Below are 25438 nucleotides of genomic sequence, written 5' to 3'. Positions count from 1 at the left end.
CCTCAGACGCTTTCGTCCTCCGCGGCCTGCTCCACCAGCGGAATGATCCGCAAGGGCACGGGATTCTCCATGACGATCGCTGTCGAGGCCCGCACGATGCCATCAAAACCGACAACACGGTCGATCACCCGTTGAAGATCGGCGTTGGAGCGGGCGACGAGCCGGCAGAGCATGTCGCCGTGGCCGGTGGTGGTGTGCAGCTCGAGCACCTCGGGGACGCCCGCCAAATGGGCGCGTACATCGGCCCCTTGCCCCTGCTTGATCTCCAGTGTGGCGAAGGCGGTCACCGGGTAGCCGAGAGCCGCCGGATCGACGTTCGGACCGAAACCGCGGATGACTCCATTGGACTGAAGGCGGTCCAGACGCGCCTGCACGGTCCCGCGGGCCACGCCGAGTCGGCGGGACGCCTCGAGCACCCCGATCCTCGGCTCGCGCGCCAGCAGCACGATGAGCCGACCGTCCAGATGATCGATCGCCATGGTCTCTCCCGAATGGTCATCATGTACAGATAGCCCGGTCATGCTCGCTGACTGCTGTGCATATTGCCCAGTGGAAACTCAAACTGTTGCGCACCTTGTGGATCGGGGGGAGCCTGCCCGTATGACTGAGACCATCGATCACACCCCGACCACCGCGCGTAAGGCAGATCCCTTCCCGGTGAAGGGAATGGACGCGGTCGTCTTCGCCGTCGGCAATGCCAAGCAGGCCGCGCACTTCTACTCCACGGCCTTCGGCATGAAGCTCGTCGCCTACTCCGGACCGGAGAACGGCAGTCGCGAGACCGCGAGTTACGTCCTCACCAACGGCGCCGCACGCTTTGTGTTCACCTCCGTGATCAAGACCGCCACCGACTGGGGCCGCTTCCTCGCCGACCATGTCGCCGAGCACGGCGACGGCGTCGTCGACCTGGCCATCGAGGTGCCGGACGCGCGCGCCGCGTACGCGTACGCCACCGAGCACGGCGCCCGCGGCATCACCGAGCCGTACGAGATCAAGGACGAGCACGGCACGGTGGTGCTGGCCGCGATTGCCACGTACGGCAAGACCCGGCACACCCTCGTCGACCGCTCCGGCTACGACGGCCCGTACCTGCCCGGCTTCGCCGCCGCCGACCCGATCGTCGAGCCGCCGGCCAAGCGCACCTTCCAGGCCATCGACCACTGCGTCGGCAATGTCGAGCTCGGCAGGATGAACGAGTGGGTGGCCTTCTACAACAAGGTCATGGGCTTCACCAACATGAAGGAGTTCGTGGGCGACGACATCGCCACCGAGTACTCCGCGCTCATGTCGAAGGTCGTCGCCGACGGCACGCTGAAGGTGAAGTTCCCGATCAACGAGCCGGCGATCGCGAAGAAGAAGTCGCAGATCGACGAGTATCTGGAGTTCTACGGCGGGGCCGGCGTCCAGCACATCGCGCTCGCCACGAACGACATCGTCGCGACCGTACGCTCCATGCGGGCGGCGGGAGTCGCGTTCCTGGACACCCCCGACTCGTACTACGACACCCTCGGCGAGTGGGCGGGCGAGACCCGGGTGCCCGTCGAGACGCTGCGCGAGCTGAAGATCCTCGTCGACCGTGACGAGGACGGCTATCTGCTGCAGATCTTCACCAAGCCGGTTCAGGACCGGCCGACGGTCTTCTTCGAGATGATCGAGCGGCACGGCTCGATGGGCTTCGGCAAGGGCAACTTCAAGGCGCTCTTCGAGGCGATCGAGCGCGAGCAGGAGAAGCGCGGAAACCTGTAGCAGCTGAACCACAATCTGCAACAGCTGACCCTCAAGTCGCGGCGGCCCCACGGATCCTGACCCGTGGGGCCGCCGAACTGCTTACGATCGGCGACGTGTGCGCAAACGTCATGGTCGCCGAGGACGACGAGAAGCAGGCCGAGCTGGTCCGCCGTTATCTGGAACGGGAGGGCCACACCGTCACGGTCGTACGCGACGGCAGAGCGGCCATCGAGTCCGTCCGGTACAAGGCCCCCGACCTGCTGGTGCTCGATGTGATGATGCCGCGGGCCGACGGCCTGGACGTGCTGCGCGTGCTGCGGGCCGAGGCCCGGGAGCTGCCCGTGCTGATGCTGACGGCCCGCAGTACCGAGGACGATCTGCTGCTCGGCCTGGACCTCGGCGCCGACGACTACATGACCAAGCCGTACAGCCCACGGGAGTTGATGGCCCGGGTGCGCACACTGCTGCGCCGTACCCGGCTCTCGGCGGGCGCGGACCCGCCGGCCGCTGCCGTCCTCGCGGTGGGCACGCTCGTCGTCGACCCGGACCGGCACGAGGTGAGCGTCGAAGGCGGCCCGGTCGACTGCACGCCCGGTGAGTTCCGCATCCTCGCCGCGATGGCCGCCGAACCCGACCGGGTCTTCACCCGGCAGCGGCTGCTGGAGGAACTGCACGGCTTCGACCGCTACATCAGCGACCGCACCGTCGACGTGCACATCATGAACCTCCGCAAGAAGATCGAGCCCGCGCCGCGGCGGCCCGCCCGGCTGCTCACCGTCTTCGGCGTCGGCTACAAGCTGACCGACCCGGCGAAGAGCGCGGCTCGTGCCTCCTCGTAGCGATCCACCTCCTCGTGGCACCCCGTCCCCGGAGCGACGGCTGCCGCTGCGCAAGAGCCTGCTCGGCCGACTGCTCGCCGTGTCCGCGCTGGTGGCCGCCTGCTCGGTGGCCGCCACCGCCTGGCTGGCCGTGCAGACCACCTCCGGCGCCATCAAGCAGGAGCAGGGACAGAACCTCACCGACGACGCCCGGATCTACAACACCCTCCTCGGCTACGCGGCGACCCACCCCCGGTGGGACGGCGTGGACCGGACCGTCACCGATCTGGCCCGGCAGACCGGGCGCCGGATCGCGCTGACCACGCCGCAGCGTGCGCCCCTCGCCGACTCGGCGACCCAGGACAAGCCGCCCGCGCTGCCGCCGCAGACGTCGGCCGTCGTCGACCCGCTCTCCGTGGACGGCACGCTCCCGGCCGGCGGCGGCCAGAGCGCCGCGGACCGCGTCGACCCGCGCGCCGTGGGCCCGTTCCGGCTGCCGGCGGCCGAACGCGCCCGGTTGCAGGAGACCGCCGAGCGGATCGTCTCCTGCCTGCGCGACGAAGGTGTCACCTCCGACATCGTCGGGACACCCAGCGGCCGCCCACGCATCCAGGCCGTCGGCAACGACCTCGACCGCATCGAGGGCACCCGGTGCTCGATCGACGCGCTGGAGGAACCCACCGCCACCGAGACCAAGGCGCTCACCGCCCTCAACCAGCTGGCCGACGCCTGTCTGAAACGCCAGGACCGGCACGCCGTACAGCTGAACCTGGACCTCTCCTGGAACAGACGGCCGGCGCCCACCGGGCGCATCCCCACCGCGCCGGCCGTCAGCACCCCCGAACCCTCGGCCACGCCCACCACCCCGACGGAGGCCACGCCCACCACCCCGACGGAGGCCACGCCCACCACCCCGACGGAGGCCACGCCCACCACCCCGTCGGAGGCCACGCCCACCCCCGAACCGTCGGCCCCGCCCACCACCAACGACGACGACCGCGCCGTCGCCTCCTGCGTCGGCACCGCGCGCCGCGAACAGCTCAGCTCCTATGTCGCCACGCCCGCGCTGCTGTTCATCGGCGACCCCGGCGGCGCGACCGTCCCCGGCTTCGACCTCTCCCCGGCGAACACCGCCCGGATCGCGGGCGCGGCGGCCCTCGTGCTGGCACTCACCGTCGGCGCGTCCTTGTTCGCCGCCACCCGGCTCGTACGGCCGCTGCGCGCGCTCACCGGCGCGGCCCAGCGGATGAAGGACGGCGGATACGCGGACCCTGTTCCGGTGCCGGTCACCGCGGACAACGAGATCGGGCGGCTGGCCGCCGCCTTCAACGACATGTCGGCGCACCGCGCGCGTCTGGAGAGGCAGCGCAAGGCGATGGTCAGCGATGTCGCCCACGAACTGCGCACACCGCTCAGCAATATCCGCGGCTGGCTGGAGGCGGCCCAGGACGGCGTCGCCGACCCCGACCCCGCCTTCGTCGCCTCCCTGCTGGAGGAGGCGATGCAGCTGCAGCACATCATCGGCGACCTCCAGGACCTGGCCCAGGCGGACGCGGGCGCGCTGCGGCTGCATCCCGAGCCGGTCCGGATCGAGGAGCTTCTCGGACATGTGGCCGCGGCGCACCAGGCCCAGGCGGACACGGCGGAGGTCACGCTGACGGTGGCCGGGACGGAGCCGGGCGCCGACGTGCCCGAGCTGAGCGCCGACCCGGTGCGGCTGCGGCAGGCCGTCGGCAACCTGGTCTCCAACGCCGTACGCCACACCCCGCCCGGCGGCAGCGTCACACTGAGCGCGTCCTCTCCGGACGGGGATGTGGTGGTCGTCGATGTCGCCGACACCGGCAGTGGCATGCCGCCCGAGGATCTTCGCTATGTCTTCGACCGCTTCTGGCGCGCCGAGAAGTCCCGCAGCCGCCGCACCGGCGGCAGCGGTCTGGGTCTCGCGATCGTCCGCAAGCTCGCGGAGGCGCACGGCGGCACGGTGCACGCGGTGAGTGCGGAGGGGAAGGGGTCGGTCTTCACGCTGCGGATACCGGCCGCGGGACGGCCTGTTGCGGAGGAGACCGCGGATCGGCTCTGATTCTCGTGCCCCGCCTGGCCCCGGTCCTGGCTCCGGTCCTGGCCCTGATCCGAAGACCACAGCGTTCTGACAGCTTCTTCATAACTTCACGCCAGCCTGTCGCCAAGTGCCAACAAGGCCGAGCTGGAATGGAGCCACCCCCATGTCCCACCGTCTGTCCCTGCGTGCCCTCGTCGTCGCCACCGCCGTGGCCGGCGCGGTGATCGTCCCGTCCACGGCCGCCTTCGCCGACACCACGCCCACGCCGCGGGCGACCGAGCGGACCCCCACGCCCACGCCGCGGGCGACCGAGCCGGCCCCCGAGCCCACCCGCGGCAGCGGCATCGTCACAGCGCCCCCGCAGGAACGCATGCCTTCGGCCGTGCCGCGCGGCGGCGTGGCCGCCGGTGACAAGCCCGCCCCGGCACGGGGCGGGAAGCGAGTCGCCGCGCCGCGTGGTGGCGTCAACGCCGGTGAGCGGCCGGCCGGGAGCGCGAGCGGCAACACCACCGCCCTCGCCGGATCGGCCGCGGCCCTCGCGCTGGTCGCGGGCGCGGGCACGTTCGTGGTGCGCCGCCGCTCGGCCTCCCACCGCAACGGCTGATACCCGCTTCCCTGCCTGCGGACGGCGCCGGTCCCGCCGGCGCCGTCCCCGCTCTGGAGACTCCATGTCCCGTACACCCCACCGGAGGCGGCGGGCCGCCGCGCTGCCCGCGCTCGCCTGCGCCGGCTTCGTCCTGGCCACCGTCGCCGGATGCTCGGCCGACGCCGTACAGACTTCACCGCAGGCCGCGAAGGCTCCGTCCGCCGCCTCTCCCACCACTGTCGAGGGGAAGGCCGCGGACCCGGCGCACATCGCCATCCCCTCGATAGGCGTGGACAGTTCTCTGATGCGGCTCGGCCTCAACGACGACAGAACGGTCGAGGTCCCGCCCGCGGACAAGGGCATGACCGCAGGCTGGTACACCGGCGGAGCCGTGCCCGGCGAGCGCGGAGCCGCCGTGATCATCGGCCACAACGACACCCGCTTCGGCAGGGCGGTCTTCCATGACCTCAAGAAGATCGCGAAGGGCGCGGACATCGCCGTACGGACGACACGGGGAACCACGCTCCACTTCACCGTCACGGGCACCGACACGGTCCGCAAGAACGCGTTTCTGACCCAGAAGGTCTACGGCCCGACCACCGAGCGCGCGCTGCGCCTCATCACCTGCGCCGGAGACTTCGACGCGCAGGGCCACCCGGTGGACAACCTCATCGTCTACGCCACTCTGCGCTGACCTCGCGCACGCTTCGGGCGCCGTGGCGTGTCGGCCTGCTGAACCACCGGCTCGCGCGGGCGACGAAGATCTAGGCTGTCGGGCATGGCCAGGATGAACGACGTCGGCGGTATGCAGGGCTTCGGCCCCATCGATACGACGGACGCCACCGAACCCTTCCACGCCGACTGGGAGGCCAGAGTGTTCGCGCTGAACCGCGCTCTCATCGCGGCAAAGGTCTTCAATCTGGACGAGTTCCGCGACGCCGTCGAGTCCATGCAGCCCGCCGAGTACTTGGCGGCCTCGTACTACGAGCGCTGGTTCTACGCGATCCGTACGCTCCTGGAGCGCAAGGGCGTCATCGAGGCGGGCGAGCTCGATGACTGAAGCCGCGCCCGAGTCCGCGCACGAGCCCGCGCACGAGCCCGCGTACGCCACCGACCGATTCGCTCCGGGCGCGCGGGTACGGACCGTGCACCACGACCCGCCGCACCACACCCGGCTGCCCCGCTACGCCCGCGGCAAGCACGGCACGGTCGTCGAGCCCGAGGGCCGCTCGCCGCTCGCCGACGTGCGCTCCCAGGGGCGCGAGGATGCCCCCTTCGAGCAGGTCTACGCCGTACGGTTCGAGGCCCGGGACCTGTGGGGCGACGGCGACCACCACGTCGTACTGGACCTGTTCGAGAGCTACTTGGAGGACGACCAGCCGTGACCGGAACCCACGCCGACGCCCTGATCTCCCGCCGGGTACGCCGCCTCGAGACGCTCCTGGAAGAGCGCGGCCTCGTCGCGGGCGGCGCGCTCGACGAGGCCATCGACGCCTTTCTCAGCGGCGCCTCCCCGGCCAACGGGGCCCGGGTGACGGCCCGGGCTTGGGTCGACGCCGGCTTCCGCGCCCGGCTGCTCGCCGACGGAACCGCGGCCGTCGCCGAACTCGGCCTGTCCGCGGGGGGAGTCCAGCCCCAGCGGCTGCACGTCGTCGAGAACACCGAGCACACGCACAACGTCATCGTCTGCACGCTCTGCTCCTGCTATCCGATCCGGCTGCTGGGCCCGTCCCCGAGCTGGTACAAGAGCGAGGCCTACCGCTCCAGGGTGGTCCGGGAACCCCGTGCCGTGCTGGAGGAGTTCGGCCTGCGGCTGCCGCCCGAAACGGAGATCACGGTCTGGGACTCCACCTCGGAGACCCGCTACATGGTCCTGCCCCGCCGCCCGGACGGCACGGACTCCCTGACGGAAGCGGAACTGGCGGCACTGGTAACCCGCAACGCCCTGATCGGCACGGCGGCGGTGTAGGGCGGCGCGCAGCCGACTGACCGCGCAGCCGACTGACCGCGCACCGGACCGACCGCGCACCGGACCGACACTCGACCGACCGCGCACCGGACCGACACTCGACCGACCGCGCAGCCGACCGACCGCGGCAGGGCAGGCGCGGCGCTCCGTCCGCCGGCGGGCGGGGCAGGGGAACGGCCCGTCGCAGGCGTCCCGCCGCACGGCGCCGCGCCGCACATTCCACCCGCGCCCGCCGCGTCAGTCCAGGCCCGGCCCTGATGCGTCCGGGCTCGCCGGCCGATCGGTCCCGGCCTCCGCCGACGGTTTGCCCGGAGCCGGATTCGCCGAAGGCGGCAGCTTCGGCTCCTGCGACTTCTCCTGTGCCGAGTCCTCGCGCGGCTGCTCCGCCGCCGGCTGCTCGGGCGACGGCTGCTCCGACGGTGACTGCTCCGCCGCCGGCTGCTCGGGCGGCGACTGCTCCGACGGCGACTGCCCGGGCGACGGCTGCTCCGCCTCGCCCGCGGCCTCCTCCTCTCCGGTCACGTCCTTCGGGCCGCCCGGCGGTGGCTCCCCGAGCTCGTCCAGTGCCTCCTTGGCCACCGGGGCCAGCAGCGGCGAGAAGTACGGGTTGATCCGCAGCGCCTCCGCCAGGTGCCGCCGGGCCGCGCCGGGCTGTCCCAGTGCGCGCTCGATCTCGCCCCGGTGGTACGCGAACAGCGCGCTCCGCAGCCCCTGTCCGGTCGCCTTCCTGGCGTACGGCAGCGCCTCCTCCGCCCTGCCCGCCTGGTACAGCGCCCACCCCAGCGCGTCCGCGACGTGCACACTCCGGTGCTGCCGAACCCACTCGCCCGTCAGCCGCTCCACAGCCGACTCCGGGTCCCCGTGGTCCGCCTCGAAGCGGCCGAGCACCAACTGCTCGTTCACTCCGTCCTCTTCCGCCTTCGCCGCCCGTACGCGCAGTTGCTCGTACTGCGTGGCGGCATCGGCCTCCAGCTCCAGCGACTGGTACAACTCGCCGGTCTCCAGCGCGTATTCGGGCAGCGATGCCAGCTGAAGCGCGGTCCGGTAGTCGCGGATGGCCTCCCGGGTGCGCCCCAGTGCCACGAGCGCCCGCGCCCGCCCCACCAGCGAGGGATGGTGTTTGCTCACGAACCGCAGCGACGCGTCGTAGTTGTCCAGCGCCTCTTGCGGTTCGCCGCGCTCCCAGGCCAGTTCGCCGAGCCGCTGCAGCGCCGCCGCCTTCTCCGCGGGCGCGTCGGCGCCCGCGGCCGCGCTGTACGCCAGCGATGCCGCGTCCTCGCGCCAGCCCCGCTCCCGGAAGATCTGCGACGCGAGCCCCAGCGTCTGGCCGCCCGAGTGCAGCTTCTCGAGTTTGTCCATCGCCTTGCCCGCGGCCGGGTAGTCGCCGAGGCCGTTGTAGGCGTCGATCAGCACCGGATACACCGTCCACCGCTCCGGTTTCTGTTTCTTCGCGCGCTCGCCCCAGGTACGCGCCGCGCCGAAGTCGCGCCGGGCGTTTGCCAGCGCCGCGAGACCCACCAGCGCGTCGACGTTCCCCTTGTCGTCCGGGACCACCTCCAGCGAGTGCCGCAGCGCGCTCTCCGCCCGCGAGTAGTACGCCGGGTCCGCCAGCTGCGTGCCCCGCTCCACATACGCGGACCCCAGCATCGCCCACGACTCCCCGTCACCGGGGTGGGCCCCCAGCCACTTCTCGCGGTCGCGGATGAGCGCGTCCAGATCGGAGACGGAAGGCGGAGCCCCCGCGCCCACTGCGGCCATCGCCCGCGCGGCGGGTCCCGGTGCCGGCGGCGGGCCGTCCTCCCCCCAGCCCGGCGCGAGCATGATCACCCCGGTGACCAGCGTCGCGCCGACCAGCATGCTGACCGAGGCGTTCTTCACCGTTTCGCTCTTCATGGCGCTCACTGTGCGTCAACAAGCAGTCGATACGAAGAACACACTCGGTAGGGCGAAGCGGAAGGCGGACGGGTTCACACCGATGGCCCTCGGTGCGAGGCTTGCTGCATGGACGATCTTCTCGACCGGCTGCGAACCGGTCTGCCCGCCGAGGCACTGATCACCGACCCGGACATCACGGCCTCGTACGCGAACGACATGGCGAGCTTCTGCGCGGCGGGCACCCCCGCCGTCGTCGTTCTGCCGCGCACCGTGGAGCAGGTCCAGCACGTCATGCGCACCGCGACCGCGCTGCGCGTCCCCGTCGTCCCGCAGGGCGCCCGTACCGGCCTGTCCGGCGCCGCCAACGCCTCGGACGGCTGCATCGTGCTGTCCCTGACCAAGATGGACCGGATCCTGGAGATCAGCCCGGTCGACCGGATCGCGGTCGTCGAGCCGGGCGTCATCAACGCCGTCCTGTCCCGCGCCGTCGGCGAACACGGCCTGTACTACCCCCCGGACCCCTCCAGCTGGGAGATGTGCACCATCGGCGGGAACATCGGCACCGCGTCCGGCGGCCTGTGCTGCGTCAAGTACGGGGTGACCGCGGAGTACGTGCTCGGCCTGGACGTCGTTCTCGCCGACGGACGCCTGCTCACCACCGGCCGTCGCACCGCGAAGGGTGTCGCGGGCTACGACCTCACCCGGCTCTTCGTCGGCTCCGAAGGCAGCCTCGGCGTCGTTGTCAAAGCCGTGCTCGCGCTGCGGCCGCAGCCGCCGGCGCAGCTGGTCCTGGCCGCCGAGTTCGACTCCGCCGCGGCTGCCTGCGAGGCCGTCTGCGCGATCATGGAGCGCGGCCACACGCCCTCGCTCCTCGAGCTCATGGACCGTACGACCGTCCGGGCCGTCAACGCCATGGCGAACATGGGCCTGCCGGACAGCACCGAGGCGTTGCTCCTCGCCGCCTTCGACACCCCGGACCCGGCAGCCGATCTGGCCGCCGTCGGCGAGCTGTGCAGCGCGGCGGGCGCCACCGAGGTCGTCCCCGCGGACACCGTCGCCGAGTCCGAACTGCTGCTCCAGGCAAGGAGGTTGTCACTCACCGCCCTGGAGACCGTCAAATCCGCCACGATGATCGACGACGTCTGCGTGCCGCGGTCGAAGCTGGGCGCGATGATCGAGGGCACGGCGACCATCGCCGAGAAGTACGGCCTCACCATCGGCGTCTGCGCGCACGCGGGCGACGGCAACACCCACCCCGTCGTCTGTTTCGACCACGCCGATCCGGACGAGTCCCGTCGCGCCCGTGAGTCCTTCGACGAGATCATGGCCCTCGGCCTGGAACTCGGCGGCACGATCACCGGAGAGCACGGCGTCGGCGTACTGAAAAAGGAGTGGCTGGCGCGCGAACTGGGCCCGGTGGGCGTGGAGATGCAGCGCGGCATCAAGCAGACCTTCGACCCCCTCGGCCTGCTCAACCCCGGCAAGATCTTCTAAAGGCCGCTCCGACAGGCGCGACTCCGTGTGAGACCTCAGGCCTAAGGCCATTGCCCGATGGCCCGGGCACCGGCTCCCCGCATAGCGTGAAGACATCGACGAAGGTCGATGAAGGAGGAGCCGTGCCAGCACGTCTTGACCACACCATCGTCCGCAGCCGCGACCGCTTCGCCGGCGCCCGCTTTCTCGCCGAGCTGATCGGTGAGCCCGATCCCAAGCCCTTCGGCCCCTTCGCGAGCCTGCCGCTGGCGGGCGGCGTCACCCTCGACTATCTCGACGAACGGGAGCGGATCGTCTCCCAGCACCTCGCCTTCCTCGTCTCGGAGGAGGAGTTCGACGAGATCTTCGGCCGGATAACCGAGCGCGAACTCCCGTACTGGGCCGATCCGGCGCACGCGACGCCGCAGCGGATCAACCACCACTACGGGGGCCGCGGGGTCTACATCGACGACCCCGACGGCCACTCCATCGAGTTCATTACGCATACGTACATCACCTCCTAGGCGCCCCCGGTCCACCTGGGTATCCCTGGGCATCGCCGTCCTGGGACTCGTCCGACGGCCGCAGCTCCCGCAGCGACAGATCGTCGGCCGCGGTGGGCGTGAGCAGCTCGGCGAGACCGTCGTCCATGCCGAGCTGCTCGGACTCGGAGCCCGGAGGAACCACCCGCAGCGTCCGCTCCAGCCAGGCGGAGACCACCGCGGCGGACGCCTCGAGGAGCGCGTCGCCGTCGGGGGAGCTGAGCGCCATCATGACCACGCTGCGGCCCTCGGCCTCGGTCGGCCAGATCCGGACATCTCCCTCCCCGCTCGGGCGGAACACCCCTTCGACCAGCAGTTCGCGGGCGAAGTTCCACTTGACGGGAGTGTCGGAGCCGATGTGAAAGGCTATGTGCACGGCGTACGGGTCGTCCGTGCGGTAGGTCAGCCGGGCCGGGACGGGGATGCTGAGCTCGGGCGACAGCACCAGATTGAGTTCCAGCTCGCGTTCCATCACGGTGTGCATGAGGGTGCCCTTCCCTTCCTGTACGAGGCCTTGTGCCTTCCTGTACGAGGCCCTGTGACGGGCCGTGCAAGGAGAGAGCGCGCTGCGGCGCGGTGATGACGCGACTTTCGGAGACTACTTTCTGTGATCGCCGAGTGACCGGAAAGTGGTCGTTACAGCAGGACCGGCCCGGGGGTGCTCGAGGGTCTGATAGATGTGGAGCCTTGAATTGAGGCCTCGAGGAGATACGGGACCACGGTGATGAGCGCCCCAACCCCGGCCACCGGAGACGGCAGCCCCACGTCCGGCTATTACCCGGACCCATCCATTCCTGGCTACGTCCGGTACTGGAACGGCGCTTCCTGGGTGCCCGGTACGAGCCGGCCCGCGCCGAAGACGGGTGAGGCGATGCCCTCGGCACCCGGCTCGTCGGCATCCGAGTTCGCGCCGGCCGGCCCGGCCGCGTCCGCGCACACCCCTGCTCCGATGGAGGAAACCGGCCCGGTCTTCCTCGACGAGGAGCCGTTCGACGCGCCGTCCCGCCCGGAGCCGGCCACCGCCTGGCAGGCAGACACCTCGCGCCAGACCGGCTTCGGCGGCGATCGCGACAACCGCGTCGCGTGGGGAGGCGGCCAGGACCCCCGTACGCCGCCCCAGGGCGGCGGCTCCGGTGCGCCCGCCGACCCGCGCCGGTCCGCCGCGCCGGGTGCGTCCGCCGATCCGACGGGCGGCGCCCTGCCCGGCGTTCGCTCACTCGGGCCGTCGAACTCGGGCGAGCCTCCGGTGGACGGTACGGTCGCGATCCGCGCAATGCGCCCCGGCGGGGCCAAGCAGGCGACGGCCGGCACGGGTGTCCCCGCCGCGGATCCCGCATCACCCGCTCCGGCGGGCGGGACAACGGCCCGCGGCCTGCCCCAGCGGCCTCAGACGGACGGTACGACCGGGATCGGCGCACAGCGCCTCGGCGGCGGCACGCCCACCGCGCCCGCGCAGCCGCAGGCCCCGGCTCAGCGTCAGCCGCAGCCCCAAGGGCCCATCCAGCCGCAACAGCAGAGCCAACGGCCCCAGCCACAGGTGCCGGCGCATGCGCAGGAGCCCGTCGCGGCGCCCGTCACCAACGGCCCCGGCGGCGGCTCCGCCTCCTGGGCCCAGCAGGTCCACCAGCTCGCCGGCACCGCTGCCGAGGGCGAGCCGGTCGTGCCGTGGAAGCCCCCGGTCAACGACCCGTTCCTGCAGGCCGCGCAGGCTCAGGCGGCGGCCCGTCCCGCGTCGCTGGGCAAGCGGTTCGCCGCGCGGCTGATCGACTCCCTGCTGCTCGGCGCGCTCGTCGGTGCCGTGGCCGTTCCGGTCGTCTCCCGGGCGCGCACCCATATCGACGAGAAGATCGAGGCGGCGAAGCAGTCGGGCGAGACGGTCACCGTCTGGCTCGTCGACAGCACCACCGCCGTTCACCTCGGCATCATCCTCGGCGCCCTGCTGGTCCTCGGTGCGCTGTACGAGGCGCTGCCGACCGCCACATGGGGCCGCACTCTCGGCAAGAAGCTCTGCGGTCTGACGGTCTGGGACATCGAGTCCCACGAGCCGCCGTCGTTCGGGGCCGCGCTGCGCCGCTGGCTGGTCTACGGGTTGCTCGGCGTCCTCGCCGTCGGGTTGCTCAATGTGCTCTGGTGCCTGTTCGACCGGCCGTGGCGGCAGTGCTGGCACGACAAGGCCGCGCACACCTTCGTGACCGGCTGACCCGCCACCCGGAGAATTCTCGGGAGGGGTTCCCCCGAACGGCGCGCGAGCCGTTGCGGGGGCCCTCGGGGCGCGGTGCACTGCCCCCATGAGCAACGACCAGCCGACGCCCGGCGAGCCGCCAGAGAACGATCCCTTCCGAAAGCAGCCGCAGGAACCCAGGCCGCCGTCGGGTGGTGGTCAGGAACCGCCGCAAGGCCCCCCGTCGGACCCGTACGGCTCCGGGCGCGGCGGCGGCTCCCCGTACGACGGTCCACCGGGAGGCGGCTCCCCGTACGGCGGCGGACAGCCCCCTCCGTACGATCCGAACGCCTACGGCGGCCAGTACGGAGGCGCGGACCCGCTCGCCGGGATGCCACCGCTCGCGGACTTCGGCAAGCGGTTCCTGGCCCGTGTCATCGACGTGATCATCGTCGCCGTGCCGCTGTTCCTGATCTCGCTGGCCTTCGGCGCCTGGGACGTCACGATGAACGACGGCGACAGCTGGGACGAGATCACCAAACAGGTGAACACCGGCAGACAGTGGCTCTGGTCGCTGCTCTCCCTGATCGCGTACGTCGGCTACGACACCCTCATGATCGCCAAGGGGAACGGTCAGACCCTCGGCAAGCGCCTGATGAAGATCCGGGTCGCGATTCTCAACGACGGCAGCGTGCCGGACACCAGCTCCTCGCTGTTGCGCGCCGCGGTGCTCTGGGTGCCCGCACTGGTCTGCTGCTTCTGCGTCTGGTGGTTCGTCATCATGATGACGATCCTGATGGACAAGCCGTACAAACAGGGTCTGCACGACAAGGCAGGCAAGACGGTGGTGGTGTCAGCGGCGCAGTGAGTGCTGACCGACGCCGGCCTCGGCTCCCACATGGGCGCGAAGGGTGGGCACGCGCGTGGTGAGACCGTCGGAGGAGGTGGCTGAGGCGGGGTTGCCGGAGGCGGCGGCACGTGTACGGACCGTGTGCGTCGCCTTCCTCGCTCCGCGCAGAGTCCTGCTCATGGGGAGTGCGGCCGCGACCATCAGACCGAGGGCCATCGAGGCGACACCTATCGCGGCGACGGCGATGCCATTGGTGGTACGGGTGAACAGCAGCAAGGCGAGGGTCGAGAAGACGACGGTGGCCGAACCGTAGGCGAGTTGTGCGGCAGTCGGACGCGGCATGACGGTATCCGTCCTCGGGACATTGGTCAGGGGGTCTCTCAGCGAGGTCGCACTGTCAACTGACTCTACGACGGTGGATGCCCTGGAGGAACCGGCGGTAAGCGTGACCTTACCCACGGTGCTGCTGCACGGGGGGCGCACGGAGTCATGAGGGCGCCCGACGGAGCGATCCGATGCGCCTGTTGTCCGGTATGGGCGTCGTCCGGATAGCGGAACTGCGCTCCTGCATAGTGCAGTTGGCCTGTGCAAGTCAAGGACTGTCTTTTCTTCAGTAACTCCGATCGAATGTCGTCACTTGTGACGCGACACCGCGCGCGGACGACCCCACATTCGGTCCGTTGCGACGGAGCGCGGGGGAGGACAGCATCAAGTGACCATCAAGCGACGGACGATCAGAGCGTCCGCGGTGATTGTGGCCCTGGCCGCGACCACCGCGTCGGCCTCGGCGTTCACCAGCGCCCAGGCCGACAGTCCGAGGACCTCGGGTCCGGCGGCCATCGAACGCCATGACCCGGCGCCGCAGAAGGGGCAGGTCGAGCACGATCTCGACGGCCCGTTCAGCAAGCAGCAGGACCAGCAGCGCCAAGCGGCGCTGGAGCAGGTCATATCCGGCGACGCGACCGTGCAGCAGCGCGGCGCGTCCAAGGTCGTGAAGCTCGGCGACAAGAAGTACGTCGAGCTCGGCCGGGAGAAGACGGACAAGATATTCACGATCCTGGTGGAGTTCGGCGACAAGGTCGACGACACCACGATGTTCGACCCGGACGGTCCTGACGGGCCCGAGCCACCCGTCAAGAAGTACGGCGGCACGCCCGGTCCGCTGCACAACAAGATCGCCAAGCCCGACCGTAAGAACGACAACTCCACGGCCTGGCAGGCGGATTACAACCAGAAGCACTTCCAGGACCTGTACTTCGGTACCGGCAAGGACGCCAAGGGCCAGCCGAAGAACTCGCTGAAGACCTTCTACGAGAAGACCTCCTCGGGCCGCTACTCGGTCGACGGCGAGGTCGCCGACTGGGTCAAGGTCGACTACAACGAGGGCCGCTACGGCTCGAACTACTGCGGCGACACCAACTGCGCCAACGTCTGGGACACGGTCAGGGACGGCGTCACCGCCTGGGCCGCGGACCAGAAGGCCAAGGGCCGTACGGACGAGCAGATCAAGGCGGATCTGTCGAAGTACGACCTCTGGGACCGCTACGACTTCGACAACGACGGCAACTTCAACGAGCCCGACGGCTACATCGACCACTTCCAGATCGTCCACGCCGGTGAGGACGAGTCGGCGGGCGGCGGCGCCGAAGGCACCAACGCCCTGTGGGCGCACCGCTGGTACGCGTACGGCCAGGACGCCGGCAGGACCGGCCCGGCAAACAACCGGGCCGGCGGAACCCAGATCGGCTCCACCGGCATCTGGGTCGGCGACTACACCATGCAGCCCGAGAACGGCGGCCTCGGTGTCTTCGCCCACGAGTACGGCCACGACCTCGGTCTGCCCGACCACTACGACACCTCGGGCAAGGGCGAGAACTCGACCGGCTTCTGGACCCTGATGTCGGGCGGCTCCTGGCTCGGCACCGGCAAGGACTCCATCGGCGACCTGCCGGGCGACATGAACGCCTGGGACAAGCTGCAGCTGGGCTGGCTCAACTACACCAAGGCCAAGGCGGCGACGAAGTCCACCCACAAGCTGGGTGTGGCGGAGTACAACACCAAGCTGCCGCAGGCCCTCGTCGTCGAGCTGCCGAAGAAGCCGGTCACCACGACTGTCGTGAAGCCCGCCGAGGGCTCCAAGCAGTGGTGGAGCGACATGGGTGACGACCTCAAGAACACCCTGTCCCGCCCGGTCGACCTGACCGGCAAGTCCAAGGCGTCCCTGGAGCTCTCGGGCTGGTGGGACATCGAGGCGAACTACGACTACCTCTACGCCGAGGTGTCGACGGACGGCGGCGCCAACTGGACGCCGGTGGACGGTACGGCCGACGGCAAGCCGATCACCCGTGACGCGGGCGACAAGCCGGCGCTGACCGGTGTCTCGGGCGCGTACAAGAAGCTGGCGTACTCGCTGGACGCGTACGCGGGCAAGAAGGTAGACGTCCGCTTCCGCTACCAGACGGACGGCGGCGCGGGCGGCAAGGGCTTCGCGGCGGACGCGCTGAGCGTGGTGGCGGACGGTACACCGCTGTTCACCGACAACGCCGAGGGTGACGACGCGGGCTGGACCTCGAAGGGCTTCTCGCGCATCGGTGAGTCCTTCACCAAGGAGTACGAGCAGTACTACCTGGCCGAGAACCGGCAGTACGTGTCGTACGACAAGACCCTCAAGGTCGGCCCGTACAACTTCGGCTTCAAGGCGCCGAAGGACGCGTGGGTCGAGCACTACCCGTACCAGAACGGCCTCGTGGTCTGGCTCTGGGACACCTCCCAGAAGGACAACAACACCAGCGCCCACCCGGGCCAGGGTCTCGTCCTTCCCGTGGACGCGCACGCCAAGCCGCTGAAGTGGGCGGACGGCACGCTGCTGCGGAACAAGATCCAGACGTTCGACTCGGCGTTCAGCCTGTGGCCGACCGACGGCTTCACGCTGCACAAGGCGGACGTGGCGCTTCGGATCAAGGCGCAGGCCGGCAACCCGGTCTTCGACGACCGCAAGGGTGTGTACTGGTTCGCCGAGAACCCGACGGCGGGTGTGAAGGTAACTGACACCAACACCAAGATCTCGATCGTGAGCGAGCCGCTGAACGGCCAGTCGATCACGGTCAAGGTGGGTCCGTCGGCCAAGTAATTCGTATCACTGCAGGTCAGACCATGATCGGCCGTCGCCCTCTAGCGGGCGGCGGCCGATCGTGTTTAGGTGCGTCTACCAGATCCTTATTGACATGCCATCTCACGGGGGAGTGGTTCAGCATGCCCGGCGGAGGTTTCAGCAAGTTGCCCAACGGCAGTGTGGTGGTGGCGCTCAGCCTGCCCAGTCCGTCGGGCGACGGCGGTACGGTCCGCTTCCTGGTGTATGCCGCGAACCGCGCGAGGGCACTGACGCGGCTGCGGAATCTGGGGTTGCGGGCGGTGTATCTGCGGGGCAACGCGGAGCCGCCGACACCGGACGAAATCACGGCGGTGCTCCACCACCCGGACGGCCTGCTGTGGCGCAGCCGCCCGGAGGAACTCTGGCGCCCGATAGAACTGCTGCTACCGCGGGAGCGTGACGCCTCCGGCGCGGTGCGGGTGCTGGTGGCTCAGGCCCGGGTCGGGACCACGCTCACCACGTGACCGGGTGACCTACACCACAGGCTTGCCTGTCAGTTCCACGCCCGCTCCCCGCAGCTCCTCCAGCGCCCGCTCCGTCGTCGCCTCCGCGACGCCCGCCGTCAGGTCCAGCAGCACATTCGTCGTGAAGCCCTCCCGCACCGCGTCCAGCGCAGTCGCCCGTACGCAGTGGTCCGTCGCTATGCCCACCACGTCGACCTCCGTCACCTCCCGCGCCCGCAGCCACTGCGCCAGCGTCGAGCCGTTCTCGTCCGTGCCCTCGAAGCCGCTGTACGCCGCCGCGTACGCGCCCTTGTCGAAGACCGCGTCGATCGCGCCCGACGCCACCACCGGTGCGAAGTTCGGGTGGAAGCCCACGCCCTCCGTGCCGGCGACGCAGTGCGGCGGCCAGCTGTTGACGTAGTCGGGGCGCTCACCGAAGTGGTCGCCCGGCTCGATGTGGTGGTCGCGGGAGGCGACCACATAGCGGTAGCCAGCCTGGGCCTGGCCGATCAGGTCGGTGATCGCCGCGGCGACATCCGCACCTCCCGCCACCGCGAGGCTGCCGCCTTCGCAGAAGTCGTTCTGAACGTCCACGACGATCAATGCGCGGTGCATGGCGGGTGTCCTTCGATGGGGGGAGATCGGTGGGCGCCTAGCGAATGTACTGAGCCTAGAGACTTCAACCGCCCGGCGGGAGAGGGCTCGAGGCTGCGTTCACACGTACTCCGTCGACAGGACAGGCTCACCCTTCGACAGCTGGAGCGCCGACATCGGCAGCCCCGCCAGCGCGGCGACGTGCCTCTCGCGCGCCGCGTCCAGCGGCTCGCGTGCGACGATCTCGCCGCCCTTGACCAGCTCCACCAGCAACTGCCGGTCCACGAGCTCGGGCGGGACCGTCTGGGTGCCGATCACCTCGGCCTCGGCGACGCCCTGCGCGTCCACCCGGCGCGCGGCCCACTTGCGGCCGCCCACCGAGGTCTTCCCGCCCAAGGACTTCTTCGCCACCGGCTCCAGCGGCGCCCTGGGATCGGCGGAGCGGGCGCGGGCGACCAGCTTGTAGACCATCGAGCAGGTGGGGTGCCCGCTGCCGGTGACCAGTTGTGTGCCCACGCCGTACGCGTCGACCGGCGCCGCGGCGAGTGAGGCGATGGCGTACTCGTCCAGGTCCGAGGTCACCACGATCTTGGTGTTGGCCGCACCCAGCTCGTCCAGCTGCTGCCGCACCCGGTGCGCGACCAGCAGCAGATCCCCGGAGTCGATGCGTACGGCCCCGAGCTCGGGACCCGCGATCTCCACGGCGCTGCGGACGGCCTCGGCCACGTCGTACGTGTCGACCAGCAGCGTCGTACCCCGTCCGAGCGAATCGACCTGCGCCCGGAAGGCGTCGCGCTCGCTGTCGTGCAGCAGAGTGAAGGCGTGCGCGCTGGTGCCGACCGTGGGGATGGCGTAACGGAAACCGGCCGCCAGGTCCGAGGTGGAGCCGAAGCCGCCGACGTAGGCGGCGCGTGCCGAGGCGACCGCGGAGAGCTCGTGCGTACGCCGCGCGCCCATCTCGATCAGCCCGCGACCGCCCGCCGCCGTCGACATCCGCGAGGCCGCCGCGGCGATCGCCGAGTCGTGGTTGAGGATCGACAGGATCACGGTCTCCAGCAGGACGCACTCGGCGAAGGAGCCCTCGACCCGCAGGATCGGTGAGCCGGGGAAGTACACCTCGCCCTCCGGGTAGCCCCAGATGTCGCCGCCGAAGCGGTACGAGGCGAGCCACTGGATTGTCGACTCATCGACAATCCCCCGATCGCGCAGGAAGTCCAGCACGCCCGCGTCGAAGCGGAAGTTCTCGACGGCATCCAGTACCCGGCCGGTGCCCGCCACCACTCCGTAGCGCCGTCCGTCGGGCAGCCGGCGGGTGAAGACCTCGAAGACGGAGCGGCGGTCCGCGGTGCCGGACCTCAGCGCCGCCTGGAGCATGGTGAGCTCGTACTGATCGGTGAAGAGCGCTGTCGACGGTACGTCCACCGGCAGCCCAAGGTCCGCAGCGTTCACAACGGTCAACCTCGCTCTTTCGTCGTGGGCCGCCGACCGGTCGGTTCGCGGTCCGGCCCGCGGCGGAGCCGCTGTCGGATACAGCGCCCCCGGAAGATGCCTCGTCGAGGATGCTACCGCACATCTCGTCAGAGTGACGAGATGTAAGCCCCGTTTGTGCGATGCCCCCCTGCGGGTGGCAGCATGGACCGAGTGAGTGTTGCTCCCACAGAGATCGAACGCCCCGAGTCGGCGGAGGAGACCTTCGCCGTCCCCGAGCCCGACGTGCCCTGGGTGACGCTCGTCCACAATGACCCGGTCAATCTGATGAGCTACGTCACCTATGTCTTCCAGGCCTACTTCGGCTACTCCAAGGACAAGGCGCACAAGCTGATGCTCGACGTCCACCACAAGGGCCGGGCCGTCGTCTCCAGCGGCAGCCGCGAAGAGATGGAGCGTGACGTGCAGGCGATGCACGGCTACGGGCTGTGGGCGACGCTCTCCCAGGACCGCACCTGATGGCCGGGCACTTCGAGCCCGTTCCGGGCGGCGGCGCGGCCGTCCCGCTCGACGAGGTCGAGATCTCCATCCTGCGCTCGCTCGCCGTACAGCTCCTGGAGCTCATCGGACCCGGTGACGAGCCGGTCGACGGCGAGGACCCGCTGGCCGCGCTGTTTGCCGAGGGGCCGAGCGAGCCGCCCAGCGACCCGGCGCTCGCCCGCCTCTTCCCCGAGGCGTACGGCGGTCCCGGCACCGATGTCGAGGACGAGGAACTGCGCGCGGCCTCGGCCGAGTTCAGGCGTTTCACCGAGACGGATCTGCGCTCCCGCAAGCGCGACGACGCGGTCGCGGTCGTCCGTACCCTGGACTCGCTGACCGCCACCGGCGAGGGCGGTGCCGTACTCAAACTCACCCCGGACGACTGTCTGCACTGGCTCGGCGCGCTCAACGACCTGCGCCTCACCATCGGCACCCGTCTCGAGGTCAGCGACGAGGACGAGAGCGGCGAGCTCTACCGGCTGCCGGACTCCGATCCGCGCAAGCCGATGGTGATGGCGTATCTCTGGCTGGGAGCGCTCCAGGAGACGCTCGTCGACACCCTGATGGCCTGACGCCGGCGCCCCGGCTCCGACACTCGGACGCCTCGAGTTGTTCGCTCAACGGACACTCAAATCCGGATAACGATCCCGTCACCGCATCGGCATGGTTTGCGGTGCCGGTGGATCTTTGTCCGGTTCTTCCTGTGGCGTGTGTCACAGCCGCCACGGCCGGTCGGTGTTGCGACCGTGATAAATCTTCACGACCACCAGGGGACGCCACCCATGTCCCCGGGGGCGCTGGGGCCGGCTGATCGCCGGTGGCACTCCATCCACATCCGGGGGGATCAGGACCTGATCCGCAGCCGCGCGGCAGACGCAGCGGGCGCGGATCAGCATGGAGAAAGGGCGCATCACCATGACCTCGGTGCAGGTCGGCAAGCAAGACGGCAATGAGGCCGCGGGGTCCGCGACAGGCGCGGACGAGGGCTACCAGCGCGGACTGGGTGCCCGGCAGATCCAGATGATCGCGATCGGCGGTGCCATCGGTACCGGCCTCTTCCTCGGCGCGGGCAAGGCCATCTCGAAGGCCGGACCCAGCCTCATCCTGGCCTATGCCATCGCGGGCCTGGTCATCTTCTTCATCATGCGGGCGCTGGGCGAGCTGCTCATGTACCGCCCCGTCTCGGGTTCCTTCTCCGAGTACGCCCGTGAGTTCGTCGGCCCGTTCGCGGGGTTCGTCACCGGATGGACGTACTGGCTCTTCTGGGTCGTCACCGGAATCACCGAGGTCACCGCGGCCGCCCAGTACATGACGTTCTGGTGGGACATCCCGCAATGGCTGTCCGCGCTGGTCTTCACGATCATCCTGTACGCCGTGAACCTGATCTCCGTGAAGCTCTTCGGCGAGCTGGAGTTCTGGTTCTCGATGGTCAAGGTCACGGCCATCATCGGCATGATCCTCATCTGCGCCGGCATCCTCACACTCGGCTTCTCCGACGCCGGTGGCACCGCGTCCGTCACGCACCTCTGGGCCGACGGCGGCTTCTTCCCCAAGGGCATCGGCGGCACGCTGATGACCCTGCAGATCGTGATGTTCGCCTTCCTCGCGGTCGAGCTGGTCGGCGTCACCGCCGGCGAGTCCAAGGACCCGGAGACGACGCTGCCCAAGGCGATCAACACCGTGCCGTGGCGTATCGCGGTCTTCTACGTCGGCGCGCTGATCATGATCCTTTCGGTGGTGCCCTGGGACGAGTTCCAGCCGGGCGTCTCGCCGTTCGTCGCCGCCTTCCAGAAGATGGGACTGGGTGTCGGTGCCGCCGTCGTCAACTTCGTCGTGCTGACCGCGGCGCTGTCCTCCTGCAATTCAGGTATGTACTCCACCGGCCGGATGCTGCGCGACCTCGCGCTCAACGGTCAGGGCCCCAAGTTCTTCACGAAGCTCACGAAGAGCGGCACTCCGCTGGTCGGCACCACCGTCTCCGCGGCGCTGATGCTGGTCGGAGTCTGGATCAACTACCAGTGGCCCGGCGACGCGTTCACCTACGTCGTCTCCTTCGCCACGATCTCCGGTATGTGGGCCTGGATCATGATCCTGGTCTGCCAGATCCGCTACCGCGCCAAGGCCGACCGCGGCGAGCTGCCGCAGTCCACCTTCAAGGCGCCCGGCGCCCCGTGGACCAGCTGGTTCGCGCTGCTCTTCATCGGCATGGTCATCGTGATGATGGGCGTCGACAAGGACACGCGGATCTCGCTGTACTGCGCGCCGCTGTGGGCCCTGATCCTCGGTGTCTCGTATCTGGTGCTGAAGCAGCGCAACCCCGGGAACGCGGCCTTCATCAAGCGCTGAAGCCCGCGTGGCCACTGACTGATGTCCAGCATTCGGGCCCACCCGTACCGCCCCTCGGTACGGGTGGGCCCTTCTGTTTATCCTGATCCGCATGCTGACCCTCACCGAGGCCCTGTACGACCAGATCGTCGCGCACGCCCGCGCCGACCACCCCGACGAGGCCTGCGGCATGGTCGCGGGCCCCGAGGGCGCCGGCCGTCCCGAGCGCTTCATCCCGATGCTGAACGCGGCCCGCTCGCCCACGTTCTACGAGTTCGACTCGGTGGACCTGCTGAAGCTCTACCGGGAGCTCGACGACCGCGACGAGGAGCCGGTGATCATCTATCACTCGCACACCGCGACCGAGGCGTACCCCTCCCGTACGGACATCAGCTACGCCAACGAGCCGGGCGCCCACTACGTCCTGGTCTCCACCGCCGACATCGATGAGGCCGGCCCCTTCCAGTTCCGTTCGTTCCGCATCGTGGACGGCGTGGTGGCAGAGGAAGAGGTCCAGGTCGTAGCGGCGTACTGAGCGCCGGCCCGGTCCCTCGTACGTCTCCGCCGGCTCGTGCGGCCCACATGCTGAGCGCATTGCGTCCATGATGCGAGATCACATTCCGGGGCACGGACAGGGAATCGATACGATGACCGCATGGTTTCCCATGACGTGAGCGACAGGACGCCGAGCACCGTGCTGCTCGTGGCGCGGCTGCACGTCGACCTGTGCCGTCTCGCCAGCGCGATGTGTACGGCCCGCGCCGCGTTCTGACGTTCAGACCCACGGCTCTACGGGCCGAGCGCACCCACAGCACCACCCCTCGCGCGGGGGGCGGAGCCGCGCGCCCCTTGTGCCACACCCGCACCCCCGCCACCCTCCCGACAGGAGCCCACGCCATGGCCATCGAGGTCCGCATCCCGACCATCCTCCGCACCTACACCGGCGGCGCCAAGGCCGTCGAGGGCAGCGGTGACACTCTCGCCGAACTCTTCGCCGACCTCGAGTCCCGCCACAACGGCATCCAGGAGCGCATCGTCGACGGCGACCAGCTGCGCCGCTTCGTGAACGTGTACCTCAACGACGAGGACGTCCGCTTCCTGGACGGCATCTCCACCAAGCTCACCGACGGCGACAGCGTCACGATCCTCCCGGCCGTCGCCGGTGGCATGCGCTGATGCGTTACGACTCTCCGCTCGCGGCGGTCGGCAACACACCGCTGGTCCGCCTCCCGCGCCTGTCCCCGTCGGGGGACGTCCGCATCTGGGCCAAGCTCGAGGACCGCAACCCGACCGGCTCGATCAAGGACCGCCCCGCGCTCCACATGATCGAACAGGCGGAGAAGGACGGCCGCCTGACGCCGGGCTGCACGATCCTTGAGCCCACCAGCGGCAACACCGGCATCTCGCTGGCCATGGCGGCGAAGCTCAAGGGCTACCGCATCGTGTGCGTGATGCCGGAGAACACGAGCGAGGAGCGCCGTCAGCTGCTCGCGATGTGGGGCGCGGAGATCATCCCCTCGCCGGCGGCGGGCGGCTCCAACACGGCCGTACGCGTGGCCAAGGAGCTGGCGGCCGAGCACCCGGACTGGGTGATGCTCTACCAGTACGGCAACCCGGACAACGCGGGCGCGCACTACGCCACTACGGGCCCGGAGATCCTCGCGGACCTCCCGTCGATCACCCACTTCGTGGCGGGCCTGGGCACCACGGGCACGCTGATGGGCGTGGGCCGCTACCTGCGTGAACACGTTCCGGGCATCCGCATCGTGGCCGCGGAGCCGCGCTACGACGACCTGGTCTACGGCCTGCGCAACCTGGACGAGGGCTTCGTCCCCGAGCTGTACGACGCCTCGGTCCTGACCACCCGCTTCTCGGTCGGTTCGGCGGACGCGGTCACCCGCACCCGTGAACTCCTCCAGCAGGAGGGCATTTTCGCGGGCGTCTCGACGGGAGCGGCGCTGCACGCGGCGATCGGTGTCGGCAAGAAGGCGGTCAAGGCGGGCGAGCAGGCGGACATCGTGTTCGTCGTCGCGGACGGCGGCTGGAAGTACCTGTCGACGGGGGTCTACACGGCGGAGACGACGGAAGCGGCGATCGAGACGCTGCAGGGGCAGCTCTGGGCGTAGCGGCATCGCGGGTGCGGGGGTTTCCCCACCCGCCCGCCGTCGCATCCGCGGGTACGGGGGCGTGAGTCGGCGCGCTCACCTCGGCGCCGGGCGGCGCAGGCGGGGGCGTCGGCCCGGGCCACGGTCAGCCAGGTCTGTGCGCCGCGCGACGTGTGTGCGGTCGGCGGGCTTTCGCCAGGGCTCGGGCGGCGCCCACGGCCCGGGTCACGGGCAACGCCCGCCGCCTCGGACGGCTCACGCGGCCAAGTGCCGGACCTGGTCCCATACGTTCGGGTCCACCACCCCGACCCGTCGCCTGAAGTCCCACACCCCCAGCTCACGCAGCTCATCCGTCTCCAGAAAGCTCGCCCGCCCGCGCGCGTCGCCCACCGTGCCGGGTGGCAGCGAGATCACGCCCGACCGCTCATCGTGGTACTTGCTGGTGATCTTCGCGACCTGCACCGTCCGGCCTCGCACCGACAGCACCAGACAGGGCCGGTCCTTCGACCCGGGCCCGTCCTCGTACGGCACAGCAGCCCACCAGATCTCGCCCGGCTGCGGCCGCCGCTTCGGCCCGCGCCGGGGGCCCGTCGGCCGGCCCGGCGGGCGGGCGCGTCCACCCGGGCGGCGGCCCGCGCCGCGGCCTCGCCCGTCCCTCACCGTGGCGACCAGCGCGATCACCACCACGGCGAGCACCGCGAGCCACCACGACGTGTCCATACCCCAGACGTTACCGGCGGACCGCCGCGTGCGCGCCTCCGGGTACGCCGGCGAAAACCACCCATCGGACA

General features: G+C 70.1%; 28 protein-coding genes. 21 read left to right on the top strand and 7 right to left on the bottom strand.

What is annotated here, in order from left to right; genetic code table 11:
- Positions 1 to 2: 2 nt before the first annotated feature.
- Positions 3 to 479, bottom strand: a complete 477-nt coding sequence (locus tag OG966_RS15305) for an Lrp/AsnC family transcriptional regulator (RefSeq protein ID WP_326650172.1) — start codon at positions 477 to 479, stop codon at positions 3 to 5.
- A 121-nt stretch (positions 480 to 600) separates the two neighbouring features.
- On the opposite strand from OG966_RS15305, the gene hppD reads away from it, so the two are divergent.
- The 8 genes from hppD to nthA all read left to right on the top strand — a co-directional run bounded on the left by hppD (position 601) and on the right by nthA (position 7160).
- Positions 601 to 1746: a 4-hydroxyphenylpyruvate dioxygenase gene (gene hppD / locus OG966_RS15300; RefSeq protein ID WP_326650171.1), complete on the top strand. Its 1146-nt coding sequence runs from the start codon at positions 601 to 603 to the stop codon at positions 1744 to 1746.
- A gap of 95 nt (positions 1747 to 1841) precedes the next feature.
- Positions 1842 to 2567 (top strand): response regulator transcription factor, encoded by a 726-nt coding sequence (locus OG966_RS15295; RefSeq protein WP_326650170.1) that lies wholly within the window; start codon positions 1842 to 1844, stop codon positions 2565 to 2567.
- Positions 2554 to 4626 carry a sensor histidine kinase gene (locus OG966_RS15290; RefSeq protein ID WP_326650169.1) on the top strand — a complete coding sequence of 691 codons (2073 nt, stop codon included), beginning with the start codon at positions 2554 to 2556 and terminating at the stop codon, positions 4624 to 4626. The genes OG966_RS15295 and OG966_RS15290 overlap by 14 nt, the downstream gene beginning before the upstream one ends.
- A gap of 142 nt (positions 4627 to 4768) precedes the next feature.
- Positions 4769 to 5209 (top strand): hypothetical protein, encoded by a 441-nt coding sequence (locus OG966_RS15285; protein WP_326650168.1) that lies wholly within the window; start codon positions 4769 to 4771, stop codon positions 5207 to 5209.
- A 64-nt stretch (positions 5210 to 5273) separates the two neighbouring features.
- The gene (locus tag OG966_RS15280; RefSeq protein ID WP_326650167.1) at positions 5274 to 5885 is read left to right on the top strand and encodes a class F sortase; all 612 of its coding nucleotides are present in this window, start codon (positions 5274 to 5276) and stop codon (positions 5883 to 5885) included.
- A gap of 84 nt (positions 5886 to 5969) precedes the next feature.
- Complete coding sequence (locus OG966_RS15275) at positions 5970 to 6251, top strand: hypothetical protein (protein ID WP_326650166.1); 282 nt, start codon at positions 5970 to 5972, stop codon at positions 6249 to 6251.
- On the top strand, positions 6244 to 6576 hold the full coding sequence (locus tag OG966_RS15270; RefSeq protein WP_326650165.1) for an SH3-like domain-containing protein: 333 nt from the start codon (positions 6244 to 6246) through the stop codon (positions 6574 to 6576). Before OG966_RS15275 ends, OG966_RS15270 begins: the two co-directional genes overlap by 8 nt.
- The gene (nthA, locus tag OG966_RS15265; protein ID WP_326650164.1) at positions 6573 to 7160 is read left to right on the top strand and encodes a nitrile hydratase subunit alpha; all 588 of its coding nucleotides are present in this window, start codon (positions 6573 to 6575) and stop codon (positions 7158 to 7160) included. The genes OG966_RS15270 and nthA overlap by 4 nt, the downstream gene beginning before the upstream one ends.
- 237 nt (positions 7161 to 7397) lie before the next feature.
- On the opposite strand, the gene OG966_RS15260 is transcribed toward nthA, so the two are convergent.
- Positions 7398 to 9053, bottom strand: coding sequence for a tetratricopeptide repeat protein (locus tag OG966_RS15260; protein WP_326650163.1), 1656 nt, complete (start codon positions 9051 to 9053; stop codon positions 7398 to 7400).
- Positions 9054 to 9161: 108 nt separating this feature from the next.
- Between OG966_RS15260 and OG966_RS15255 the strand changes: the two genes are divergently transcribed.
- Together OG966_RS15255 and OG966_RS15250 are read left to right on the top strand one after the other, a co-directional pair.
- Positions 9162 to 10529: an FAD-binding oxidoreductase gene (locus OG966_RS15255; protein ID WP_326650162.1), complete on the top strand. Its 1368-nt coding sequence runs from the start codon at positions 9162 to 9164 to the stop codon at positions 10527 to 10529.
- Between the two features lie 122 nt (positions 10530 to 10651).
- Positions 10652 to 11032: a VOC family protein gene (locus tag OG966_RS15250; protein ID WP_326650161.1), complete on the top strand. Its 381-nt coding sequence runs from the start codon at positions 10652 to 10654 to the stop codon at positions 11030 to 11032.
- Here OG966_RS15250 and OG966_RS15245 read toward each other — a convergent pair.
- Complete coding sequence (locus OG966_RS15245; RefSeq protein ID WP_326650160.1) at positions 11022 to 11534, bottom strand: SsgA family sporulation/cell division regulator; 513 nt, start codon at positions 11532 to 11534, stop codon at positions 11022 to 11024. The two genes, OG966_RS15250 and OG966_RS15245, sit on opposite strands and share 11 nt — an antisense overlap.
- A 240-nt stretch (positions 11535 to 11774) precedes the next feature.
- Here OG966_RS15245 and OG966_RS15240 point away from each other — a divergent pair, with 240 nt between their 5' ends.
- Together OG966_RS15240 and OG966_RS15235 are read left to right on the top strand one after the other, a co-directional pair.
- Entirely contained in the window at positions 11775 to 13250 is a 1476-nt protein-coding gene (locus tag OG966_RS15240; protein WP_326650159.1) for an RDD family protein, read from the top strand.
- A gap of 88 nt (positions 13251 to 13338) precedes the next feature.
- Positions 13339 to 14079 carry an RDD family protein gene (locus OG966_RS15235; protein WP_326650158.1) on the top strand — a complete coding sequence of 247 codons (741 nt, stop codon included), beginning with the start codon at positions 13339 to 13341 and terminating at the stop codon, positions 14077 to 14079.
- Here OG966_RS15235 and OG966_RS15230 read toward each other — a convergent pair.
- Positions 14065 to 14403, bottom strand: coding sequence for a hypothetical protein (locus tag OG966_RS15230; RefSeq protein WP_326650157.1), 339 nt, complete (start codon positions 14401 to 14403; stop codon positions 14065 to 14067). The genes OG966_RS15235 and OG966_RS15230 overlap by 15 nt on opposite strands.
- Before the next feature lie 370 nt (positions 14404 to 14773).
- On the opposite strand from OG966_RS15230, the gene OG966_RS15225 reads away from it, so the two are divergent.
- Positions 14774 to 17191, top strand: a complete 2418-nt coding sequence (locus tag OG966_RS15225) for an immune inhibitor A domain-containing protein (RefSeq protein ID WP_326650156.1) — start codon at positions 14774 to 14776, stop codon at positions 17189 to 17191.
- A gap of 122 nt (positions 17192 to 17313) precedes the next feature.
- Positions 17314 to 17676, top strand: coding sequence for a hypothetical protein (locus OG966_RS15220; RefSeq protein WP_326650155.1), 363 nt, complete (start codon positions 17314 to 17316; stop codon positions 17674 to 17676).
- A gap of 9 nt (positions 17677 to 17685) precedes the next feature.
- Here OG966_RS15220 and OG966_RS15215 read toward each other — a convergent pair whose 3' ends face one another.
- Both OG966_RS15215 and OG966_RS15210 read right to left on the bottom strand, forming a co-directional pair.
- Positions 17686 to 18270 (bottom strand): isochorismatase family protein, encoded by a 585-nt coding sequence (locus OG966_RS15215; protein ID WP_326650154.1) that lies wholly within the window; start codon positions 18268 to 18270, stop codon positions 17686 to 17688.
- 99 nt (positions 18271 to 18369) lie between these two features.
- Positions 18370 to 19698 (bottom strand): nicotinate phosphoribosyltransferase, encoded by a 1329-nt coding sequence (locus OG966_RS15210; RefSeq protein WP_326650153.1) that lies wholly within the window; start codon positions 19696 to 19698, stop codon positions 18370 to 18372.
- Between the two features lie 183 nt (positions 19699 to 19881).
- Between OG966_RS15210 and clpS the strand changes: the two genes are divergently transcribed.
- From clpS to OG966_RS15175, 7 genes are all read left to right on the top strand, one after another.
- Positions 19882 to 20196 carry an ATP-dependent Clp protease adapter ClpS gene (gene clpS / locus OG966_RS15205; RefSeq protein ID WP_326650151.1) on the top strand — a complete coding sequence of 105 codons (315 nt, stop codon included), beginning with the start codon at positions 19882 to 19884 and terminating at the stop codon, positions 20194 to 20196.
- The gene (locus OG966_RS15200; protein ID WP_326650149.1) at positions 20196 to 20789 is read left to right on the top strand and encodes a DUF2017 domain-containing protein; all 594 of its coding nucleotides are present in this window, start codon (positions 20196 to 20198) and stop codon (positions 20787 to 20789) included. The genes clpS and OG966_RS15200 overlap by 1 nt, the downstream gene beginning before the upstream one ends.
- 343 nt (positions 20790 to 21132) lie before the next feature.
- Positions 21133 to 22563: an amino acid permease gene (locus OG966_RS15195; protein WP_326650148.1), complete on the top strand. Its 1431-nt coding sequence runs from the start codon at positions 21133 to 21135 to the stop codon at positions 22561 to 22563.
- A gap of 91 nt (positions 22564 to 22654) precedes the next feature.
- Complete coding sequence (locus OG966_RS15190) at positions 22655 to 23077, top strand: M67 family metallopeptidase (RefSeq protein WP_326650146.1); 423 nt, start codon at positions 22655 to 22657, stop codon at positions 23075 to 23077.
- A gap of 120 nt (positions 23078 to 23197) precedes the next feature.
- On the top strand, positions 23198 to 23314 hold the full coding sequence (locus tag OG966_RS15185; protein WP_326650145.1) for a putative leader peptide: 117 nt from the start codon (positions 23198 to 23200) through the stop codon (positions 23312 to 23314).
- A 125-nt stretch (positions 23315 to 23439) separates the two neighbouring features.
- Positions 23440 to 23718 carry a MoaD/ThiS family protein gene (locus OG966_RS15180; RefSeq protein WP_326650144.1) on the top strand — a complete coding sequence of 93 codons (279 nt, stop codon included), beginning with the start codon at positions 23440 to 23442 and terminating at the stop codon, positions 23716 to 23718.
- Positions 23718 to 24668: a PLP-dependent cysteine synthase family protein gene (locus OG966_RS15175; RefSeq protein WP_326650143.1), complete on the top strand. Its 951-nt coding sequence runs from the start codon at positions 23718 to 23720 to the stop codon at positions 24666 to 24668. The genes OG966_RS15180 and OG966_RS15175 overlap by 1 nt, the downstream gene beginning before the upstream one ends.
- 234 nt (positions 24669 to 24902) lie before the next feature.
- Here OG966_RS15175 and OG966_RS15170 read toward each other — a convergent pair whose 3' ends face one another.
- Positions 24903 to 25367: a type II toxin-antitoxin system PemK/MazF family toxin gene (locus tag OG966_RS15170; protein ID WP_326650142.1), complete on the bottom strand. Its 465-nt coding sequence runs from the start codon at positions 25365 to 25367 to the stop codon at positions 24903 to 24905.
- Between the last annotated feature and the right edge of the window lie 71 nt (positions 25368 to 25438).

The organism is Streptomyces sp. NBC_01750, from assembly GCF_035918095.1.
In the GTDB taxonomy this organism is placed as follows: Bacteria; Actinomycetota; Actinomycetes; order Streptomycetales; family Streptomycetaceae; genus Streptomyces.
This window is presented reverse-complemented; position numbering and strand designations above follow the sequence as displayed.

Bases quoted from the DNA above. Each gene is read 5' to 3' on its own strand.
- OG966_RS15305 (WP_326650172.1), bottom strand. From the start codon at position 479: ATGGCGATCGATCATCTGGACGGTCGGCTCATCGTGCTGCTGGCGCGC.
- OG966_RS15220 (WP_326650155.1), top strand. From the start codon at position 17,314: ATGCCCGGCGGAGGTTTCAGCAAGTTGCCCAACGGCAGTGTGGTGGTG.
- OG966_RS15240 (WP_326650159.1), top strand. From the start codon at position 11,775: ATGAGCGCCCCAACCCCGGCCACCGGAGACGGCAGCCCCACGTCCGGC.
- OG966_RS15215 (WP_326650154.1), bottom strand. From the start codon at position 18,270: ATGCACCGCGCATTGATCGTCGTGGACGTTCAGAACGACTTCTGCGAA.
- OG966_RS15200 (WP_326650149.1), top strand. From the start codon at position 20,196: ATGGCCGGGCACTTCGAGCCCGTTCCGGGCGGCGGCGCGGCCGTCCCG.
- OG966_RS15260 (WP_326650163.1), bottom strand. From the start codon at position 9,053: ATGAAGAGCGAAACGGTGAAGAACGCCTCGGTCAGCATGCTGGTCGGC.
- hppD (WP_326650171.1), top strand. From the start codon at position 601: ATGACTGAGACCATCGATCACACCCCGACCACCGCGCGTAAGGCAGAT.
- OG966_RS15230 (WP_326650157.1), bottom strand. From the start codon at position 14,403: ATGCCGCGTCCGACTGCCGCACAACTCGCCTACGGTTCGGCCACCGTC.
- OG966_RS15270 (WP_326650165.1), top strand. From the start codon at position 6,244: ATGACTGAAGCCGCGCCCGAGTCCGCGCACGAGCCCGCGCACGAGCCC.
- OG966_RS15195 (WP_326650148.1), top strand. From the start codon at position 21,133: ATGACCTCGGTGCAGGTCGGCAAGCAAGACGGCAATGAGGCCGCGGGG.
- OG966_RS15235 (WP_326650158.1), top strand. From the start codon at position 13,339: ATGAGCAACGACCAGCCGACGCCCGGCGAGCCGCCAGAGAACGATCCC.
- OG966_RS15185 (WP_326650145.1), top strand. From the start codon at position 23,198: ATGGTTTCCCATGACGTGAGCGACAGGACGCCGAGCACCGTGCTGCTC.
- OG966_RS15170 (WP_326650142.1), bottom strand. From the start codon at position 25,367: ATGGACACGTCGTGGTGGCTCGCGGTGCTCGCCGTGGTGGTGATCGCG.
- OG966_RS15180 (WP_326650144.1), top strand. From the start codon at position 23,440: ATGGCCATCGAGGTCCGCATCCCGACCATCCTCCGCACCTACACCGGC.
- OG966_RS15255 (WP_326650162.1), top strand. From the start codon at position 9,162: ATGGACGATCTTCTCGACCGGCTGCGAACCGGTCTGCCCGCCGAGGCA.
- OG966_RS15190 (WP_326650146.1), top strand. From the start codon at position 22,655: ATGCTGACCCTCACCGAGGCCCTGTACGACCAGATCGTCGCGCACGCC.
- OG966_RS15285 (WP_326650168.1), top strand. From the start codon at position 4,769: ATGTCCCACCGTCTGTCCCTGCGTGCCCTCGTCGTCGCCACCGCCGTG.
- clpS (WP_326650151.1), top strand. From the start codon at position 19,882: ATGGACCGAGTGAGTGTTGCTCCCACAGAGATCGAACGCCCCGAGTCG.
- OG966_RS15280 (WP_326650167.1), top strand. From the start codon at position 5,274: ATGTCCCGTACACCCCACCGGAGGCGGCGGGCCGCCGCGCTGCCCGCG.
- OG966_RS15175 (WP_326650143.1), top strand. From the start codon at position 23,718: ATGCGTTACGACTCTCCGCTCGCGGCGGTCGGCAACACACCGCTGGTC.
- OG966_RS15245 (WP_326650160.1), bottom strand. From the start codon at position 11,534: ATGCACACCGTGATGGAACGCGAGCTGGAACTCAATCTGGTGCTGTCG.
- OG966_RS15275 (WP_326650166.1), top strand. From the start codon at position 5,970: ATGGCCAGGATGAACGACGTCGGCGGTATGCAGGGCTTCGGCCCCATC.